The organism is Roseovarius sp. A46 (assembly GCF_004126395.1).
In the GTDB taxonomy this organism is placed as follows: Bacteria; Pseudomonadota; Alphaproteobacteria; order Rhodobacterales; family Rhodobacteraceae; genus Roseovarius; species Roseovarius nitratireducens.
Genome location: NZ_PVWS01000002.1, coordinates 168,059 through 188,081, shown reverse-complemented (window position 1 = coordinate 188,081; position 20,023 = coordinate 168,059). Strand labels below are relative to the sequence as shown.

Here is a 20,023-nt window from a genome sequence, read left to right as displayed (position 1 = left end):
AAGGCACATTCCATGAGCGACATCAACCGCCACGACACCGGCCAACGCATGAGCCAGATCGTCACCCATAACGGCACCATCTACCTAGCCGGGCAGGTCGGCAACCCGGGTGACAGCGTCGCCGACCAGACCCGCACCTGCCTCGAGAAGGTCGAGACACTTCTGGCCGAGGCCGGATCGGACGCCACGCGCATCCTGCAATGCGTGATCTGGCTCGCCGACATGGCCGATTTCGCAGAGATGAACGCGGTTTGGGATGCCTGGGTGCCCGAGGGCCACGCCCCCGCCCGCGCCTGTGGAGAGGCAAAGCTCGCCACGCCCGCGTACAAGGTGGAACTGATCGTCACGGCCGCGCAGGGATGAGGCCCCTGCCCCGTGCGATTGGTCGCGCGGGGCCAAGCCTCAGCCGGTACGCCCGGTGATGTAGTTCTCCGTCCGCTCATCCTGCGGGTTGGTAAAGATCATGTCGGTATCGCCATATTCCACCAGGTTGCCGAGGTGGAAGAACGCGGTCTTCTGGCTGATACGCGCCGCCTGCTGCATCGAGTGAGTGACGATCACCACGGAAAACTGCTTCTTTAGCCCGTCGATCAGGTCCTCGATCAGGGCGGTCGCGATCGGGTCGAGCGCCGAGCACGGCTCGTCCATCAGCAGGACCTCGGGTTGCGTGGCCACGGCACGCGCGATGCAGAGCCGCTGCTGTTGGCCGCCCGATAGCCCGGTACCGGGGGTGTCGAGCCGGTCCTTGACCTCATCCCAGAGTCCCGCGCCGCGCAGGGCGGTTTCCACCACCTCGTCAAGCTCGGCCTTGTTGCGGGTCATGCCGTGGATCTTGGGGCCGTAGGCCACGTTGTCATAGATCGACTTGGGGAACGGGTTGGGCTTTTGAAACACCATGCCCACCTTGGCGCGCAACTGCACCGGGTCGACGGAGGGCGCGTAGATGTCCTGCCCGTCGATCCTGATCTCGCCTTCCACGCGGCAGATGTCGATCGTGTCGTTCATGCGGTTGATGCAGCGCAGGAAGGTGGATTTGCCGCAGCCCGAGGGGCCGATGAACGAGGTCACGGTCTTGTCCGCGATATCCACGTTGACATCCTTTATGGCGTGCGTGTCGCCATAATAGACCTGCACGTCTCTCGCGGATATCTTGGTTTCGGCCTGGTCCACGTCGTGCTCCGATTTTGTCACGTCATACATCTTTTCTCGGTCCTTTCTACCATTTCCGCTCGAATTTATGGCGCAGGAAGATGGCGATGGCGTTCATGGTGATGAGGAAGGTCAGCAAGACCAGGATCGCGGCCGAGGTGCGGCTGACGAAGCCCCGTTCCGGGCTGTCGGCCCAGATGAATATCTGTGTCGGCAAGGCGGTCGCGCTATCGAAGGGCGTCGCCGGGGCCGAGGTGATGAAGGCGTTCATTCCGATCAGCAAGAGCGGCGCGGTTTCGCCCAGCGCCTGTGCCAGCCCGATGATCGTGCCGGTCAGGATGCCCGGCATGGCGAGCGGCAGCACATGGCCGAACACCACCTGTTGCCTGGACGCCCCCACGCCCAGCGCCGCCTCCCGGATCGAGGGGGGCACGGCCTTGAGGGCTGCGCGGGTGGCGATGATGATCGTCGGCAGGGTCATCAGCGCCAGCGTCAGTCCGCCCACGAAGGGCACCGAGCGCGGCATCCCGAACCAGCCGATGAACACCGCGAGACCCAGCAGGCCGAATACCACCGACGGCACCGCAGCGAGGTTGTTGATGTTGATTTCGATGAGATCCGAGACGCGGTTCTTGGGTGCGAATTCCTCTAGATAGATCGCCGCGCCAATACCCACGGGGAAGGCGAGCAGGAAACACACCAGCAGCGCGTAGGCCGAGCCGATGATCGCGCCCTTGAGCCCCGCCAGTTCCGGGAAGCGCGAATCGGCGTTGGTGATCAGTCCCCAGTTTAATGGCTCGGAGACCATGTCCGCCTCGGCGAGCTGATTGAAATTTGCAATCTCGTCATCCTTGAGGCGGCGGTTCTCCTCGGGGGTGTCAGGATCGATCAGCCCCTTGTTGAGCTGATCATAGGGGTCCGAGAGCGGGACGGTCACGCTCACCGTCTCGCCGATCAGGCCGGGGTCAGCGACAACCATGTCGCGGATCATGAACTGCGCGCCGTTGGACAGGATGCTCGTCAGCTTGCGCAACTCCGCGCGATCATCGGGCACATCAGGGAATAGCGACTGCATCGTGTTCGTCAGGATCTGGCGGTAATTGCCGCGCTCGGGCGCGTCCGCGCGTATTAGGTCGGGATCAAGCTCCACCTCGATTTCCAGATGGGTCTGGGTGAAGGCGTGATACCCGGTCGATATCAGCGAGCCGATCAGCAAAAGCAGCATCGCGAAGGCGATCGAGATCGCCCCAAGCCCGAGGGATTTGAGCCACAATTCGCTGCGCTTGCGCTTGCGCAGACCGGCCTGGAAGGCGGGGGCCGTCCAGTCGAACTTGTCCGTGGTCGCGTCGGTCATGGCCATGGGTCCTAGTCGTAGATTTCACGGTACTTGCGCACGATGCGCAGGGCGGCGACGTTGATCACCAGCGTCATCAGGAACAGCACCATGCCGAGCGCGAAGGCCGCGAGGGTCTTGGGGCTGTCGAACGCGGTGTCGCCGATCAGAAGGGTCACGATCTGCACGGTGACGGTGGTCACGCTGTCAAGCGGGTTGATCGTCATCTTGGCGATGAGACCGGCGGCCATCACGACGATCATCGTCTCGCCGATGGCGCGGCTCACCGCCAGCAGGATGCCCCCCACGATGCCCGGGATCGCCGCGGGAAAGAGCACCTTGAGAACGGTCTCGGCCGAGGTGGCGCCGACTGCGAGCGATCCGTCGCGCAGGCTGCGCGGCACCGCGCCCAACGCGTCGTCGGCAAAGGACGAGATGAACGGGATCAGCATGATGCCCATGACACTGCCCGCCGCCAGCGCGGTGTTGGGCGCGATAGGCAGGCCCAGATCGCTACCAAAAGAGCGAATCGCGGGGGCAATTACGAGAATGGCGAAAAAGCCGTAGACCACCGTCGGCACGCCGGCGAGTATCTCGAGCACCGGTTTGACCACCGAACGCACCCGGTGCGAGGCGAATTCATGCAGGTAGATGGCCGACAGAAGGCCGATGGGCGTGGCCACCACCATCGCCACCGTGGCGATGACGAGCGTGCCGAGAAACACCGGCAACATGCCAAAGGCGCCTTCTGCCGCGATCTGGTCCTCGCGCAGCGGTATCTGCGGCTCCCACGATGTGCCGAGCACGAAATCCCAAAAGGGGACCATGTTGAAGAAACGGATCGTCTCGAACAGGAGCGACGCGACGATGCCGATGGTCACGAAAATCGCCACCGTCGCGCAAGCCACCATCAGGCCATGCACCATGCCCTCGGTGCCCTGCCGCGCCCGGAAATCGGCGGACACACGGCGACGTGCGCGGGAGAGAAGCAGCGCCGCCAGCGCCGCGGTGACGGCGACCAGAAGCATCCCCGAGGTCACGCGCAGCGACACGAGACGCTCGGCGGCGTCGAGCTTCCATTGCTCGGGCTCACCGAAGATCCGACCGCCCGCGATGGAGCGGATCTCGGCCATGATCAACTGGATTTCGCCGGTTCCGAGGCCATCGAGCTGCCCCGACGGCAGCCCCCCCTTGAGCAGCATCTCGATCACCGTTCCCTGGAACAGCAGCCACAGCACGATGAGAAAGAAGGTCGGGATGAGAACCGACAGCGCGGCATATCCGCCGTGGAACCCGTCGAGCGAATGCATCGTCGTGCCCCCGGCACGGAGGGCGCGCGCCGCGCGCAGATTGAGAACGTATCCGATCACCACGGCGACGAACAGGATCAGAAAGGCGATGAGCGTCATGGGAATGCCTGCGGTTTCAAGTAATGACGCCCCCGCCACTGCGAGAGGGGGCGTCGGGAAGGCGCGGCGTACCGTGCCCGGTCAGAAGTATAGCCGTATCAGCTCTTGGGTTCCATGGAGGCACCGTTGATGACGTCGTCCTGGGTCTTGGCGCGCAGATCGTCGGGCAGGGTAACCATGCCGCGCTCCTCAAGATAGCCGCCGGGGGCCATCGCGTCCTCGGACATGTACTCCTCGACGAACTCCTGGAAGTTCGGGATCACGCCGCGATGCGCGTTCTTGACGTAGAAGAACAGCGGGCGCGAGATCGGGTAGGAGAAGTCACCAATAGTGTCGGCAGTGGGCTCGACACCGTTGATGTTCACGCCCTTCAGCTTGTCGAGGTTTTCGTAGAGGAACGAATAGCCGAAGATGCCCATCGCGTTCGGGTCGGCCTCGAGACGCTGCACGATCAGGTTGTCATTCTCGCCAGCTTCGATGAAGGGGCCGTCGGTACGCATGCGCGAGCAGTTTTCCTTGACCCATTTCTTGTCGAAGTCGCCATTCGCGACGTAATCGGTCTCCTTGCAGCCCTCGCGCATCGCCAGCTCGACGAAGGCGTCGCGGGTGCCCGAGGTCGGCGGCGGTCCGAGAACGAGGATCTCGGTCTCGGGCAGGTCGGCGTTGATTTCCGACCACTTGGTGTAGGGGTTATCGACCCACTCGCCATCGACCGGAACCTCGGCACCCAGCGCGAGGTAGATTTCCTCGAGCGACAGGTCCCATGCAAAATCGTTGTCGCGCGACACGCCGATGGACAGGCCGTCATAGCCGATCATCGCCTCGGTGATGTCGGTCACGCCGTTTTCCTCGCACTTGGCCCATTCCGAGGCCTTCATCGCGCGCGAGGCGCCGGTCAGGTCTGGATGGCTTTCGCCGATGCCTTCGCAGAAAATCTGCATCCCGCCGCCGGTGCCGGTGGATTCCACGATCGGCGACGGCGCGCCGGTATTATTCGAGAATTGCTCGGCCACGGCTTGCGTGTACGGGAACACGGTGGACGAACCGACGATGCTGATCTGGTCGCGCGCGGCGGCCGTGGTCGCGGACATGGCGGCCAGCGCCAGCGCCGAGACGGAAAGTTTGGTGTAGGACATGATAGCTCCTGCTGTCAGGTTTAGGTTTGGACAACCACGCGTCGGATAGGCGTCTCGGGTGACATCAGTGCTACGTTTTTGTAACATTTACATGAAGCACGGCATCCAATGCGACTTCTTTACGCGACGTGTGAAGCTGCCTCTCCGAGGTCAAGCGCCAACCCATGGACGACGGTGCTATCTTGAGTCGCCGAACGCGGGCCATGACACACGGAGTCGCGGAGCGCATCAACCCCGGATATGCCTCGAATCGTGAGGAGGTAACGCCCTGTTACCGGTGCCTAGAGCGTTTCGCGTTCATTCGCATTCACGCAACCCGCTCCAACTCATTGATTTCGCGTGTCCGAGAAGCTCAAAACCGGTTCCCACTTTTGAGCGACACGCTCTAGCGCCTACCCTCGCGCAGCCACCCGGCGGTGATAAACCCGGCGGTCAGCAACAACACCAGCCACGGCGGCAGGAGCGCCATCTGCCGCACGCTCACCGTCTCGTAAGCCCCGCGGGGGGTGATCCCGATCCAGCCGCGCCCGGCGGCGGGGCGGCCTGCGCGCACCTCGCGGATCGCCGGCAACCCGTCCTTGAGCGCGCGCACGCCGCCGCCCGTGGGGGCGATGGCGGGCTCGAGCACATCACCGGTGGCCAGCGTTCGCTCGAATTCCACCGGGGCAGCCGGGCCGAGGCCGATCACCGCCGTCTCGTCACCGTTCTCCAGCCGGTAGAGCCCGATCTCGGGCCCCTCGTAGACGGTCTCGAACCGGCCCGGTGCCACCTTTTCGAGCGAGCGGACCACCTCGTCGCCCGAGGGGGTCGTAATGGTCACGTCGGGCACCGATTCGGATAGCGTGCGGCGGGTGATCCGCATCGTCTGCCCGGTCGCCTCGGCGCGCAGCGCTTCTTCCTCGAGCTCGGGCTCCTTCATCATCCAGTGCGCCAGCCGCCGCAGCAGGTCGAGCTGTGGCCCGCCACCCTCGTAACCGCGCCCCCACAGCCAGGCATGATCCGAAGCCAAGAGCGCCACGCGCCCCTCGCCCACCCGGTCGAGCACCAGCAACGGGCGCTCATCCGCGCCGGTCATCACCACCTCGCCATCCGCGTCGGGCTCCACCTCGATCTGGCGCATCCAGCGACCCCAGTCGCCCTCCCAAGCCGCATCGAGTCCCGCTGTCACCGGGTGCCGTTGCCCCAGTTCGTTGATCCGCGGTCGATAGCCCTTCTCGACTACGCGCGCGGTGGGGCGCGCGGGGACCATTTCCTCGAACGGGCCGCGATAGATACTCTCGGCCCCGGCGAAATCCGGCCCGGCGGCGAGCAACACCGCGCCGCCACGCTCGACATACTGGCGGATGTTCTCGAGATAGATCGAGGGCAGGATACCGCGCCGCCGGTAACGGTCGAAGATGATGAGGTCGAACTCGTCCACTTTCTCGAGAAACAGCTCACGGGTGGGAAAGGCGATGAGCGACAGCTCGCGCACCGGTACGCCGTCCTGTTTCTCGGGCGGACGCAGGATCGTGAAATGCACGAGGTCCACGGAACTGTCGGATTTCAGCAGGTTGCGCCATGTCCGCGTGCCCGCGTGCGGCTGCCCCGAGACGAGCAGAACGCTCAACCGGTCGCGCACCCCGTTGATCTGCACCAGCGCAGTGTTGTTGCGGTCGGTCAGCTCACCCTCGGCGGCGGGTGTGGAGAATTGCAGCACGTTGCGCCCGCCATGCGGCAGGGTGAGCGGCAGCGTCACCTCGCGCCCCAGCGGGACGTCGTAGCGCTGCGGCGCCGCACCGTCGACGGCGATATCCACGGGAACGGTGGTCACGCCCTCGGGGGCAGCGCCCTCGTCAGTGATCGTGAGGGTCAGGCGCACCTCCTCGCCGAGGATGGCGAATGCCGGAGCATTGTCGATGCGCAGCCGCCGGTCCCAGTCGTCCTCGCGGCCCGTGTGCAAGAGATGCAACGGTGCAGGCATGTCGGGGGCGGCCTCCAGATCGTGCACCTGCCCGTCCGACAGCAGAATCGCCCCGGCGACCCGACCGCGAGGCAGCTCTGCCAGCGCCTCGGAAAGCGCGCCCATCACCAGCGAGCCGCGGTTCTCGGGCGCGTCGCCGACGGTGACACGGCGCAGCTCGGTATTGTCGCGCGCCTCGATCCGGGCGGCCAGCGTCTCGGCGGCGGCGGTGGTGGTTTCCGCGCGGTCCGCGAGCCGCTGGCTGGCGCTGCGGTCATCGACCAGCAGGACGATATCACTGAGCGGGTCGCGCTCTTCCTGCCGGTAGGAGGGGCCGGAGAGTGCAGCGATCAGCACCAGCGCGGCCAACCCACGGAGCGCCCAGCCCGCCAGCCCGAATCGCGCAGCGAGCACCAGCACTGCCCCCGTCACAACTGCCAGCGCAGCGACGAGCCACAGCGGCACGAGCGGGTCAAAGATCACCGTGCCGGTCATTGTCCCAGCCTTTCCAGCAGCGCGGGCACGTGCACCTGGTCGGATTTGTAGTTGCCGGTGAGCACGTGCATCACGAGGTTGACGCCGAAGCGATAGGCCATCTCGCGCTGCCGTTCGCCGGTATAGCCGCGGCCTACGGGGAAGAGCGGGTCACCCCGCTCGCTCACGGCCCAGGCCGAGGCCCAGTCATTGCCGCCGATCACCACCGGCGTCACCCCGTCGTTGAGATCGCGGAACGGCATCCCCTCGGCCCGTTCGGCATCGGGCGGGGCGGCCTCGACCCAGACGTCGCGGCCCCTGTGACGGCCGGGAAAATCACTCAGCAGATAGAAGGTGCGGGTGAGCACGTGATCCTCGGGCACCGGCTCCAGCGGTGGGATGTCGAGCGGGGCGGCCAGCCGTTGCAACCGCGCACCGTTGGGCGAGGACGCACCATAGCCCGCGATATCGGCATCGCGCGTATCAAAAAGGATCAACCCGCCATTGCGCAGGTAATCGTTGAGCCTTGCATAAGCATCGGACGACGGCAGCGGCTGATCCGGGGTGATCGGCCAGTAGAGCATCGGGTAGAAGGCAAGCTCGTCGCGTTCGAGATCGACGCCGATGGGGGGCGCAGGCTCGACCGAGGTGCGGAAGGTGAGTACGCGCCCAAGCCCCCGCAGACCGGCGCGCGCGGCGTCATCCACCTGCGGATCGTCGGTGAGAACGTGGGCGAGCACCACCTCGGACGTGGCCTCGATAGCGCGCGCGTCGTCGCTGGCCTGTGCATGCGCCGGACCGGGTGACACAGCGGCGAGCGCGAGCGCGGCCAGGACGGACGCCACCGCCCCGCCGCGCCAGAGCCGCCCCGAGAGCGCCAGCGCCGCAAGGATATCGGCCACCATCAGCGCCAGCGCCGCCGACAGGAGCCAGCCGCCCAGCGGCGTCTCGGGCGCGAGCGCCAGCCCCTCGACGGGCACGCGGGCGGGCCATTCCGACGCCGCAATCCGCGTCTCGGGCCCGATCACGTTGCGCGCCACACGCCGCTCGGGGCCCTCGTAGATGCCGGGCACGAGATCGGGACCGAGGGCTGCGTCAAGAAGACGCTCGCCCGCCACGCCGGGCCGCGTGCCCGCGTCCTGCAAGCGCCCGAACCCGTCGAGCACCTGCACCGGCTGCCATATCGTCCCGGCAAGCTCTGCCGGTGACGGTGCCGCCCGGGTCGAGGACACCGCGAGCCGGTCGAGCATCTGCACGAACAGTCCCGACAGCGGCAGCGACGACCACGCGGCGTTGGCCGTAACGTGAAACAGCACCACCTGCCCCGCACCGAGCCGCTTGCGCGTGACCAGCGGCGTGCCGTCGCCCAGTTGGGCGATCACGCGGTCGGCAAGGGTGGGATCGGGCTGCGCCAGCACCTGTGCGGTCACGTTGACGTCCTCGGGGATCTCGAGGCCGCGAAACGGGCTGTTCTCGGGGAAGGGGGCCAGTGTCTTGGGCGCGCCCCAACTCATCGCGCCGCCCACGGTGCGCCCGCCCGCGCGCAGGCGCACCGGCATGAGCGGGGCCTCCTCGCTGCGCGAAACATCGCTTGCCGCGAGCCTTGGCCCGGCGAAGCGCACCAGCACGCCGCCCGCTTCGACCCACTCGCCCAGCGCGGTCTGTTCCGCCGACGAGAGCGTTGCCACGTCGGCCAGCACGACAGCGTCGGGGTTGGCAGGCATGAGATCGAGCAGTGCGCCCTCGAGGATGTCGGCATTGGGGGCGAGCGCCTTGCGCAGGTAATAAAGTGGCGACAGAAGCTCGAGCCCCTCGCGGTCCTCGCGGCCCGCGACCAGCGCCACTTCGCGCCGCCGCAGCCCATCATCGGCGAGGCTGACGGCGCCGGCGTGGCGCGCGCCCTCGATCTCGAACCGGTCGATCCGCGCGCGCAACTCGGGCGGTAGCGAGAGGCGGCCAGTGGCCTCGGTGGCCCCGGGCGCAAACTCCAGAGGCAGGCGCGCCAGCACCCGCTCGGCGCCGCCCGGGTCGCGGCCATGCGCGGCGATCTCAACGTCGCGCGCGCCCTCTGCCCCCGCGCGCAAGGCACGCAGGGCCACCATCCCGTCCTCTAGGCCGGGCGGGGCCAGCGCCAGAACAGGGCGCGCGCTTTCGTGCACCACCACCGGGCCGCGCGCCTCAAGCGCGGCGAGCAGGTCCTCGCGCCCGTCGCGGTCCAGCCCGTCGGAGAACCAGCGCGTCTCTACCGCGCCCTCGGGCAGCAGCGCCACTGCCTCGGCATAGCTCTCGGGCCGTGCGCTCCACGGGGCGGGCGCGAGCCCCGGCAGGCGACTACGCAGGTTGGCAGCGGCGCGAAAAACCGGGCGCTCAGGCGCGCTCAACCGCATCAACGCGGCGGTGCGCCCGTCACGCGCGGCCTGTGCAAGCTGCGCCTCTATGGCGGCGCGTTGTGCCGGCCAATCGCGTGCGGCGGCCCAGCCGTCTTCGACCACGAGCAGCAGCGGCGCGGTGTTTACCGTACCGCCGGCATCGCGGGGATTGAGTACCGGACCCGCCAGCCCGACGATGGCCGCCGCCACTGTCAGCATCCGCAGAAGCAACAGCCACCACGGCGTGCGGTCGCTCACGCTGTCCTCGTCGCGCAACCCCAGGAGTAGCGCCACACCGGGGAAGCGCCGCCGCACCGGTGCGGGCGGCACCGCGCGCAGGAGAATCCATAACAGCGGCAGCGCCACCAGCGCCCATAGGAGCCACGGCGTGGTGAAACCGATGGACAACAGGCTCATGCGCGCCCTCCCCGTCCTTCGGCGATGGCACTGTGCAGCCACAAGAGCGCTGCCTGCGCGGGGCCGTCAGTGTGGTGGCAGCCGTATTGCCAGCCGGTCGCCGACGCCAGCGACGACAACTCGTCCTTGCGCGCCGCGAGCCGCTCAAGATAGCGCCCGCGCAGATCAGATGCCTTGAGCGTCTCATGGGTGAGCGTGCCGGCGACGCTCTCGAAAATGGTGCGCCCGCGATAGGGAAACGCCTCTTCCACAGGGTCGAGCACCTGCAGCAGCACGCCGCGCACGCCGCGATCCGCCGCCGCAGTCAGCGCGTGGCGCACCGGCTCCGGGTCACCAAGGAAATCCGAGACCAGCAGCGCGCGCCCATACGGCACGAGGCCGGACATGTCGGGCGCTGCGTGATCCTCGCCGCTCTCGGCGATGAGCGCCTCGGCCAGCCGCGCGACCTGTGCCGCACCGCGCCGTGGCGGCAGCGCCGTGCCGGTCATCCCCACCCGCTCACCAGCGCGATCAAGGAGCAGCGCCACCGCCAACGCCAGAAGCCGCGCGCGGTCGGCCTTTTCCGGCAGATCCTTGCGCGAGGCGAAGCGCATCGAGGCGGCGGGATCGACCCAGAGCATCACGCTTTGCGCCAGTTTCCATTCGCGCTGACGGACAAACTGGGCATCCGACCGTGCCGAGCGGCGCCAGTCGATCATGCGGCGGCTGTCGCCCGGCTGCACGGGGCGGTATTGCCAGAAATCGTCACCGGTGCCCGCCCGCCTGCGACCGTGCTCGCCCATCATCACCGTGCGCGCCAGCCGGTCGGCGCGCGCCAGCAGCGGCGGCAGGCGCGCCGTTTCCGCCTCGGCGCGGGCGCGCAGGCTCGGGGCGGCATCGGCCATCTCAGGCTGCCGCCTCGACCCGGGTGATGTCTTCGACCAGCGTCGAGATCAGAGCACCGAGGCTGTCGCCGCGTGCCCGTGCCGCGAAGTTGAGCGCCATGCGGTGGCTCAGCACCGGCATCGCCATCGCAGCCACGTCGCTCGCATCCGGGGCGAGGCGGCCCTGCAACATCGCCCGCGCGCGCACCGTCAGCATGAGTGCCTGCGCGGCGCGCGGCCCCGGCCCCCAGGCGACGCTTTCGCGCACCGCCTCGGAAACTCCGGGCTCCTCTGGGCGGGCGGCGCGGACGAGGTCGAGGATCATCTCCATCACGCTCTCGCCCACCGGCATCCGCCGTAGCATCCGCTGCGCGGCGATCAGGTCCGCGGGCGTAAACACGCCATGCGCCTCTTCCTCGTCGGCCCCGGTGGTGGCCAGAAGGATCGCGCGCTCGGTGTCGCGATCAGGGTATGGCACCTCGATCTGCACGAGGAAGCGGTCGAGCTGCGCCTCGGGCAGCGGATAGGTGCCCTCCTGCTCGATCGGGTTCTGCGTGGCCAGGACGTGGAAGGGCTGGTCCAGCGCGCGGGTCTCGCCCGCCACGGTCACCTGCCGCTCCTGCATCGCCTGTAACAGCGCCGATTGGGTGCGCGGGCTGGCGCGGTTGATCTCGTCGGCCATGAGAAGCTGGCAGAAGATCGGCCCCTCGATGAACTTGAACGCTCGGCGACCGTCATTCGAGGTCTCGAGCACCTCGCTCCCGAGGATGTCGGCGGGCATCAGGTCGGGGGTGAACTGCACCCGGTTGGTCGCGAGCCCCATCACTGTGCCCAGCGTCTCCACCAGCCGCGTCTTGCCCAGCCCCGGCAAGCCGATCAAAAGCCCGTGCCCACCGCACAGGAGAGCCGAGAGCGACAGGTCGACGACGCGCTCCTGCCCGATGAAGCGCCGGGTGATCGAGGCCCGTGCACGCGCCAGCTTTTCCTCCAGCGCCTCCAGCCCGGCAACGAGATCGGTCTCTTCGGTCATGGCAAAACTCCGGTTGGGCCTATATCTTCATGTGGAATGTATCGTTTCAATTGGAAATGGCAAAAGCAATGAGTGCGAGCAGCGTCACAACCCCGTCAGCCGAGAGCCTAGCCGCCTCGGCGCGTGCCGCGAAATCCAGCGGCCGGGATCTGCCGCCGGTGCATGAGTGGAACCCGCCCTTCTGCGGCGATCTCGACATGCGGATCGCCCGTGACGGGACGTGGTACTATCAAGGCACGCCCATCAACCGCCACGGGCTTGTGCGGCTGTTTTCCACCATCCTGCGCAAGGACGGCGACAGGTACTTCCTCGTCACCCCGGTCGAGAAAGTGGGAATCACCGTCGATGACGCGCCCTTCGTCGCCGTCGATTTCGAGCGTGACGGCGAAGGCGAGGGCCAGAACCTGCGATTCGAGACCAACGTCGGCGATCACGTCACCGCCGGGCCGGATCACCCGATCCGGGTGGAGCGCGACCCGGAGACCGGCGAGCCGTCGCCTTATGTCCATGTCCGCGCCGGTCTCGACGCGCTGATCGACCGCAAGAGCTTTTACCGCCTTGTCGAGATCGGGGACCGCCAAGACGGGTGGTTCGGCCTGTGGTCGGGCGGCGCGTTCTTTGCCATGATCCCCGAGGCGGAGCTGCCGGAATAGCGCGCGCTTTGCTCTTGCGGCGCGGGCGCATTTGCGGGTAATCAAGGCGCGTCGCGGGTGTAGCTCAATGGTAGAGCAGCAGCTTCCCAAGCTGACGACGAGGGTTCGATTCCCTTCACCCGCTCCAATCCCATCAGGCAGGTCCGGCTGAGACCGGCGCGACGCATTGGCCGCGCCGGAGGGGCTCAGGCGTGGATCGCACCGTCGCCACAGGCCAGCGCCGCCTCGCGCACCGCCTCGGAATAGGTGGGGTGCGCGTGGCAGGTGAGGGCGAGGTCCTCGGCGCTTGCGCCGAATTCCATCGCGACGCAGATCTCGTGGATGAGATCGCCCGCCATCGGCCCGATGATATGCGCGCCGAGGATGCGGTCGGTCACCTTGTCGGCGAGGATCTTGACGAAGCCGTCGGCGGCGAAATTGGCCTTGGCGCGGCCGTTGCCCATGAAGGAGAACTTGCCGACCTTGTAGGCACGCCCTTGATCTTTCAGGGTTTCTTCGGTCTCGCCCACGTTGGCCACCTCGGGGTGGGTGTAGATCACGCCGGGGATTACGCCGTAGTTGACGTGGCCGTGCTTGCCCGCCAGCACCTCGGCCACGGCCATGCCCTCGTCCTCGGCCTTGTGGGCGAGCATCGGGCCGTCGATGGCGTCGCCGATGGCGTAGACGCCCTTGACGTTGGTCTGCCAATCCTTGCCCACAGCGACCTGTCCGCGCTTGGTCATCTCGACACCGAGGCTGTCGAGGCCGAGCCCCTCGGTATAGGGCTTGCGGCCCGTGGCGACGAGGACGACATCGGCGTCGAGCTGATGCTCGCTGTCGTCCTTGCGCAGCTTGTAGTGCACCTTGGCCTTGGTCTTGAGCGTCTCGACGGTGTGGACGGCGGCGCCCATGACGAAATCAATGCCTTGTTTCTTCAAGATCTTCTGGAAGTTTTTCTGCACCTCGCCGTCCATGCCCGGGGTGATGGCGTCGAGGAATTCGACCACGGTGACCTGTGTGCCGAGGCGGGCATAGACCGAGCCCATCTCGAGCCCGATCACGCCGCCGCCGATCACCACCATGCTCTTGGGAACCTTGGACAATTCCAGTGCGCCGGTGGAGGTGACGACGATTTTTTCGTCGATGGTGACATCGGCGCCGGGGACGTTGGCGGATTCAGACCCCGAGGCGATGACGATGTTCTTTGCCTCGTGGGTCTCGTCGCCCACCTTGACCTTGCCCGCCCCGGGGATCGAGGCCCAGCCCTTGATCCAGTCTATCTTGTTCTTCTTGAACAGGAATTCGATGCCCTTGGTATTCTGGCCGATGACGTCGTCCTTGTACGCCTGCATCTGTTTCCAGTCGACCGAGGGCGACTTGCCCTTGAGGCCCATCTTGGCGAAATTGTGTTCCGCTTCATGGAGTTGATGGGTGGCGTGCAGCAGCGCCTTGGAGGGGATGCAGCCGACGTTGAGGCAGGTGCCGCCCAGCGTCTCGCGGCCCTCGACCACGGCGGTTTTCAGGCCGAGTTGCGCGCAGCGGATGGCGCAGACATAGCCGCCGGGGCCGGCGCCGATGATGATCACGTCATAGGAGGCCATGGGTCAGAGTCCTTTCATTTTGCGCGTCGGTATCGCGTCGGTATTCTGTCGGTATTGCGTCGGTGGTTTGGGGGCGCTGCCCCCGTCGCCTTGCGGCGACTCCCCCGGGATATTTCGGGCAAGATGAAGCATCAGACGAGCGCCGCCAGCAGCATGAGGAGCGTGGCGAAGAAGCCCACCGCCCAGATCAGCGAGCGCCAGGGGCGCAGGCCGAGGTAATAGGTCGGGATATAGGCGACGCGGGCGGCGAGGTAGGTCCACGCGCAGGCGGCGGTCAGGGGGGTGGATTGGTCGCCGAGCGTGACGGTGACGACGGCGATGGTGAAGAGGATCAGCCCCTCGAAATGGTTGGTGAGCGCGCGGCCCAGACGGGCGGTGCCGTCGGACATCTGTTTGGTCGGTTCGCGGTCGCGGGCGGACATGGTGTAGCCGGGGCCAAGCTCGAGATTGGCGGGGACCGCGTAGAGCAGGTATTGGACGACCTGCAGGAGCGCGGCGAGTGTGAGGGCGGTGAGTTCCGGGGTCATTTGTTCCCCTTCGCGCTTTGCGCTTCGTCTAAGCTTTCCGGTAACCGCATGTGGTCGGCAAGTGAACCTTCTCTCCAAAAGACCGGATCATCGTCCATGTCGGGCCATTCCAAGCCTCTGAGAATCTCCGCGGAATTAGGACCACTTTCTACAATTTGGCGAAAAATCAAAGGCCTGCGATCTCTTGCCAAGGTAATCTCTTCAATCATATCAGGATCATTCTTCGCAAGAATTAGAACTGAGGTTTGGAGCGAATCCAAATCGTTTTCGATTTTTTGAAACGTTAGAGAAAGTCGGCCCAGCCTAGCGCTTATCAACTTTACTCTCCGATCAATGCGTTGGAGGTAAAATCCACAAGCAATGATGAGAGCGAGGATTGCATACAAAGGCCAGCTTTCAATCATTTCTACGACGTCACCCCTCTTTGTTCAGTGTCGTTTTGGTGGCTGAACCCCACCATTTCTTTTTGAGGCCGCCGGGAGCGGCGGGGCGGGCGGTCATGGAGCTTGCCTCCGGTTGGATTGGTGGCGGGGTTAACCCCGCCCTACGGTAGGCCGGGGTTTACCCCGGCCCGCGATCACAAATCCATCAGCAGCCGCCGCGGGTCTTCGAGCGCCTCTTTGACCCGCACCAAGAACGTCACTGCGCCCTTTCCGTCGACGATGCGGTGGTCGTAGCTGAGGGCGAGGTACATCATCGGGCGGGCCTTGATCTCGCCGTTCACGACCATGGGCCGCTGCTGGATCTTGTGCATGCCCAAGATTCCCGATTGCGGCGGGTTGAGGATGGGCGAGGACATCAGCGAGCCGTAGACGCCGCCGTTGGAGATGGTAAACGTGCCGCCCTGCATCTCGGCCATGCTTAGCTTGCCGTCGCGGGCGCGGGCGCCTTTCTCGGCGATGGCCTTTTCAATGGCGGCGAAGCTCATGGAATCGGCGTCGCGGATCACCGGCACGACGAGGCCGGTGGGCGTGCCTGCCGCGATGCCCATGTGGACGAAGTTCTTGTAGACGATATCGGTGCCGTCGATCTCGGCGTTGACCTCGGGCACCTCCTTGAGCGCGTGGCAGCAGGCCTTGGTGAAGAAGGACATGAAGCCGAGTTTCACGCCGTGCTTCTTCTCGAACTCGGCCTTGTACTCGTTGCGCAGGTCCATCACCGCGGTCATGTCCACCTCGTTATAGGTGGTGAGCATGGCGGCCGTGTTCTGGCTGTCCTTCAGCCGCCTGGCGATGGTCTGCCTGAGCCGCGTCATCTTGACCCGTTCCTCTCGCGCGGCGTCCTCTGCCGGGGAGGGCGCGCGGGGGGCCTGCGCGGGGGCGGCGGCGTGGGCCGGTTTGGCGGCGGCGCCGGCCTTGGCCACGTCTTCCTTCATCACGCGGCCGTCGCGGCCGGAGCCCTCGACCTGATCGCGCGAGACGCCCGCCTCGGCCATCGCCTTTTTCGCCGAGGGGGCATCCTCGACATCCTTGCCGGATGATTTGGCCGGGGATTTGGCCGAGGTTTTGGCGGGGGCGTCGTCGTCGCCCTCGCTGGCCTTGGCGGGGGCCGCCGCGCCCGCGCCCGAGGACATGAGCGCGAGCTTGCCGCCCGCCTGCACGGTCTCGCCCTCACCGGCGAGGATTTCCGTCAGCGTGCCAGCGGCGGGGGCCGGGACCTCGACCGAGACCTTGTCGGTTTCCAGCTCGCACAGCATCTCGTCGGCCTCGACGGCGTCGCCCACCGCCTTGAACCATGTGGCGACGGTGGCCTCACTCACGCTCTCGCCAAGGGTGGGGACCATGACGTCGATGCTCTCGCCCTCGCCGCCGCCGCTGTCCTTCGGGGCCGCGGCCTCGGCCTTCTTTTCTTCCTTGGGGGCGGGTTTGCCCGCGCCTTCGGTGATGGTGGCAAGGAGCGCATCGACACCCACGGTTTCGCCCTCCTGCGCGACGATCTCGCCCAGCGTGCCGGCGGCGGGGGCGGGCACCTCTACCGTCACCTTGTCGGTTTCAAGCTCGCACAGCATCTCGTCGACGGCGACGCTGTCGCCGGGTTTCTTGAACCAGGTGGCGACGGTCGCCTCGGAGACGGATTCGCCCAGGGTGGGGACACGGACTTCGGTGCTCATCACTTATTTCCCTTCGATGGTCAGCGCGGCATCCACCAGCGCCTCTTGTTGTGCTTTGTGCTGTTTGGCGAGGCCCGTGGCGGGCGAGGCAGCGGCGGGGCGACCGGCGTATTGGGGCCGCTTGTGCCTGGCCTTGATGCGCGTGAGAACCCATTCGATATTCGGCTCGATGAAGGACCAGGCGCCCTGGTTCTTGGGCTCTTCCTGGCACCAGACCATTTCCGCCTGCTTGAAGCGCTCGAGCTCCTTGACCATGGACATGGCCGGGAACGGGTAGAACTGCTCTATCCGCATCAGGTAGACATCGTCGATGCCGCGCTTGTCGCGCTCTTCGAGCAGGTCGTAATAGACCTTGCCCGAGCACATGACCACGCGCTTGATCTTCTTGTCGGGGACAAGCTCGGTATCGGAATTGCCGTATTGGGCATCGTCCCACAGCACCCGGTGGAACGACGAGCCGGTGGTGAAATCCGCCGCGACCGAGACCGCCATCTTGTGGCGCAGGAGCGATTTCGGCGTCATCAGGATGAGCGGCTTGCGGAAGGTGCGGTAGAGTTGCCGGCGCAGGATGTGGAAGTAGTTGGCCGGGGTGGTGCAGTTGGCCACGATCCAGTTGTCGCCGCCGCACATGGTCAGGAACCGCTCCAACCGGGCCGAGGAGTGCTCGGGGCCCTGCCCCTCGTAGCCGTGGGGCAGCAGGCAGACGAGGCCCGACATGCGCAGCCATTTCGCTTCGCCCGAGGAGATGAACTGATCGAACATGATCTGCGCGCCGTTGGCGAAATCGCCGAACTGCGCCTCCCAGAGGGTGAGGGCCTTGGGCTCGGCGAGGCTGTAGCCATACTCGAACCCGAGCACGGCGTATTCCGAGAGCATCGAGTCGATGACCTCGTATTGCGCCTGGCCCTCGCGGATATGGTTGAGCGGGTAGTAGCGGTCCTCGGTCTCCTGGTCGATCAGCCCGGAATGGCGCTGGCTGAAGGTGCCGCGGGTGCTGTCCTGACCCGAGAGGCGGACGCCGTAGCCCTCTGTCAACAGAGAGCCGAAGGCGATCGCCTCGGCGGTGGCCCAGTCAAAGCCCTCGCCCGTCTCGAACATCTGGCGCTTGGCGTCGAGCAGGCGGCCCACGGTCTTGTGCAGGTTGAAGCCCTCGGGCGCACGGCTCAGCGCGGTGCCGATCTCCTTGAGCGTTTCGGGCTTGATCGAGGTCTCGCCGCGTTCGTAATCGCCCTTGTGGGGGTTGAGGTCGGACCACACGCCGTCGAGCCAGTCGGCCTTGTTGGGGCGATAGTCCTTGCCCGCCTCGAACTCGTCGCCGAGATGCGACTGGAACGCCGCCTTCATGTCCTCGACCTCGCCCTCGGGGATGAGGCCGTCCTTGACCAGCCGGTCGGTGTAGAGGGCGAGCGTGGTTTTCTGCTGCTTGATCTTCTTGTACATCAGGGGGTTGGTGAACATCGGCTCATCCCCCTCGTTATGGCCGAAGCGGCGGTAGCAGATGATGTCGATGACCACGTCCTTGTGGAACTTCTGGCGGAATTCCGTGGCGACGCGGGCGGCGTGCACCACCGCCTCGGGGTCGTCGCCGTTGACGTGGAAGATCGGCGCCTCGACCATCAGCGCGATATCGGTGGGATAGGGCGAGGAGCGCGAGAAGTGCGGCGCGGTGGTAAAGCCGATCTGGTTGTTGACCACGATGTGCATGGTGCCGCCGGTCTTGTGCCCCTTGAGCCCCGAGAGGCCGAAACACTCGGCCACCACGCCCTGCCCGGCAAATGCCGCGTCGCCATGCAGCAGGATGGGTAGGACCTTGGTGCGCTCGGTGTCGTTCAACTGGTCCTGCTTGGCGCGGACCTTGCCGATGACCACCGGGTTCACCGCCTCGAGGTGCGAGGGGTTGGCGGTGAGCGACAGGTGAACGGTGTTGCCATCGAATTCGCGGTCGTGGCTGGCACCGAGGTGGTATTTCACGTCGCCCGACCCGTCGACATCCTCGGGCTTGAAGCTGCCGCCCTGGAACTCGTGGAACAGCGCGCGATAGGGCTTGCCCATCACGTTGGCCAGCACGTTCAACCGCCCGCGGTGCGGCATGCCGATGACGATGTCCCGCACGCCGAGCTGGCCGCCGCGCTTGATGATCTGCTCCATCGCAGGAACCAGGCTTTCGGCACCGTCGAGGCCGAAGCGCTTGGTTCCCATGTACTTTACATGGAGGTATTTCTCGAAGCCCTCGGCCTCTACCATCTTGTTCAGGATCGCCTTGCGCCCGTTCCGCGTAAAGCTGATTTCCTTGTCGTAGCCCTCGATCCGCTCCTTGAGCCAGCCGGACTGTTCGGGGTCGGAGATGTGCATGTATTGCAGCGCGAAGGTGCCGCAATAGGTACGCTTGACGATGGCGAGGATCTCGCGCAGCGACGCGACCTCGAGCCCGAGCACGTTGTCGATAAAGATCGGACGGTCCATGTCGCCCTCGGTGAACCCGTAGGATTTCGGGTCAAGCTCGGGGCGGTGGCCGTGATCGCGCAGGCCCAGCGGGTCAAGCTCTGCGATGAGGTGGCCGCGGATACGATAGGCGCGGATCAGCATGAGCGCGCGCACCGAGTCGAGCACCGCGCGCTTGACCTGTTCGTCGGTGACCTCGACGCCCTTGTCGGCGGCCTTGGCGGCGATCTTCTTGCCTGCGTCCTTGATCTCGGGCTCGGCGGGCCATTCACCGGTCAACGCGGCGGTCAGGTCGTCCGAGGGCTGCGGCGGCCAGTCGCCGCGCGCCCAGGAGGGGCCGGCGGCCTCGCGCGTCACCTCTGATCCGGGATCGCCCAGATCGTCGAAGAACTTCTTCCACGCCTCGTCCACCGCACCGGGATCGCTGGCGTAGCGCGCGTAGAGTTGCTCGAGATACTCGGCGTTATGCCCCTGCATGAAGGAAGAGGCGTGGAACTGGTCGTTGGAAGATTGGTCGGTCATGATGGCACCTCGGAGGAGCTTGGAACCTTGCGTGTCTGGGCAGGCCGAGGATGCCTCGGCCTGCCGA

At 66.1% G+C, this 20,023-nt stretch carries 15 protein-coding genes and 1 tRNA gene; 3 read left to right on the top strand and 13 right to left on the bottom strand.

Annotated features, from left to right (window positions below; all coding sequences use genetic code 11):
- Window positions 1–12 precede the first annotated feature (12 nt).
- Window positions 13–363 carry a RidA family protein gene (locus C6W92_RS02310; protein WP_129431456.1) on the top strand — a complete coding sequence of 117 codons (351 nt, stop codon included), beginning with the start codon at window positions 13–15 and terminating at the stop codon, window positions 361–363.
- 39 nt (window positions 364–402) lie between these two features.
- Here the strand turns inward: C6W92_RS02310 and pstB are convergent, their stop codons facing one another.
- The 8 genes from pstB to C6W92_RS02270 form a co-directional block, all read right to left on the bottom strand.
- Window positions 403–1,200, bottom strand: a complete 798-nt coding sequence (gene pstB, locus C6W92_RS02305) for a phosphate ABC transporter ATP-binding protein PstB (protein ID WP_129431455.1) — start codon at window positions 1,198–1,200, stop codon at window positions 403–405.
- 16 nt (window positions 1,201–1,216) lie between these two features.
- Entirely contained in the window at window positions 1,217–2,503 is a 1,287-nt protein-coding gene (pstA, locus tag C6W92_RS02300; RefSeq protein WP_206735491.1) for a phosphate ABC transporter permease PstA, read from the bottom strand.
- 11 nt (window positions 2,504–2,514) lie between these two features.
- Complete coding sequence (pstC, locus tag C6W92_RS02295; RefSeq protein WP_129431453.1) at window positions 2,515–3,891, bottom strand: phosphate ABC transporter permease subunit PstC; 1,377 nt, start codon at window positions 3,889–3,891, stop codon at window positions 2,515–2,517.
- 98 nt (window positions 3,892–3,989) lie between these two features.
- Window positions 3,990–5,027, bottom strand: coding sequence for a substrate-binding domain-containing protein (locus C6W92_RS02290; protein WP_129431452.1), 1,038 nt, complete (start codon window positions 5,025–5,027; stop codon window positions 3,990–3,992).
- Window positions 5,028–5,412: 385 nt separating this feature from the next.
- Window positions 5,413–7,464 carry a glutamine amidotransferase gene (locus C6W92_RS02285; protein ID WP_129431451.1) on the bottom strand — a complete coding sequence of 684 codons (2,052 nt, stop codon included), beginning with the start codon at window positions 7,462–7,464 and terminating at the stop codon, window positions 5,413–5,415.
- Window positions 7,461–10,229 (bottom strand): DUF4159 domain-containing protein, encoded by a 2,769-nt coding sequence (locus C6W92_RS02280; RefSeq protein ID WP_129431450.1) that lies wholly within the window; start codon window positions 10,227–10,229, stop codon window positions 7,461–7,463. The genes C6W92_RS02285 and C6W92_RS02280 overlap by 4 nt, the downstream gene beginning before the upstream one ends.
- Entirely contained in the window at window positions 10,226–11,113 is an 888-nt protein-coding gene (locus tag C6W92_RS02275; protein WP_129431449.1) for a DUF58 domain-containing protein, read from the bottom strand. The genes C6W92_RS02280 and C6W92_RS02275 overlap by 4 nt, the downstream gene beginning before the upstream one ends.
- A 1-nt stretch (window position 11,114) precedes the next feature.
- Window positions 11,115–12,122, bottom strand: a complete 1,008-nt coding sequence (locus C6W92_RS02270; protein WP_129431448.1) for an AAA family ATPase — start codon at window positions 12,120–12,122, stop codon at window positions 11,115–11,117.
- Window positions 12,123–12,190: 68 nt separating this feature from the next.
- Here C6W92_RS02270 and C6W92_RS02265 point away from each other — a divergent pair, with 68 nt between their 5' ends.
- Both C6W92_RS02265 and C6W92_RS02260 read left to right on the top strand, forming a co-directional pair.
- Window positions 12,191–12,775, top strand: a complete 585-nt coding sequence (locus tag C6W92_RS02265) for a DUF1285 domain-containing protein (RefSeq protein WP_129431447.1) — start codon at window positions 12,191–12,193, stop codon at window positions 12,773–12,775.
- Between the two features lie 53 nt (window positions 12,776–12,828).
- Window positions 12,829–12,902: transfer RNA gene (locus C6W92_RS02260), tRNA-Gly, on the top strand.
- Between the two features lie 58 nt (window positions 12,903–12,960).
- Here C6W92_RS02260 and lpdA read toward each other — a convergent pair.
- From lpdA to C6W92_RS02235, 5 genes are all read right to left on the bottom strand, one after another.
- Entirely contained in the window at window positions 12,961–14,355 is a 1,395-nt protein-coding gene (lpdA, locus tag C6W92_RS02255) for a dihydrolipoyl dehydrogenase (RefSeq protein ID WP_129431446.1), read from the bottom strand.
- 131 nt (window positions 14,356–14,486) lie between these two features.
- Complete coding sequence (locus tag C6W92_RS02250) at window positions 14,487–14,882, bottom strand: MAPEG family protein (RefSeq protein ID WP_129431445.1); 396 nt, start codon at window positions 14,880–14,882, stop codon at window positions 14,487–14,489.
- On the bottom strand, window positions 14,879–15,091 hold the full coding sequence (locus C6W92_RS02245) for a hypothetical protein (protein WP_129431444.1): 213 nt from the start codon (window positions 15,089–15,091) through the stop codon (window positions 14,879–14,881). Before C6W92_RS02245 ends, C6W92_RS02250 begins: the two co-directional genes overlap by 4 nt.
- A gap of 368 nt (window positions 15,092–15,459) precedes the next feature.
- Window positions 15,460–16,992 carry a 2-oxoglutarate dehydrogenase complex dihydrolipoyllysine-residue succinyltransferase gene (gene odhB, locus C6W92_RS02240; protein ID WP_129431443.1) on the bottom strand — a complete coding sequence of 511 codons (1,533 nt, stop codon included), beginning with the start codon at window positions 16,990–16,992 and terminating at the stop codon, window positions 15,460–15,462.
- 3 nt (window positions 16,993–16,995) lie between these two features.
- Complete coding sequence (locus tag C6W92_RS02235; protein ID WP_129431442.1) at window positions 16,996–19,956, bottom strand: 2-oxoglutarate dehydrogenase E1 component; 2,961 nt, start codon at window positions 19,954–19,956, stop codon at window positions 16,996–16,998.
- Between the last annotated feature and the right edge of the window lie 67 nt (window positions 19,957–20,023).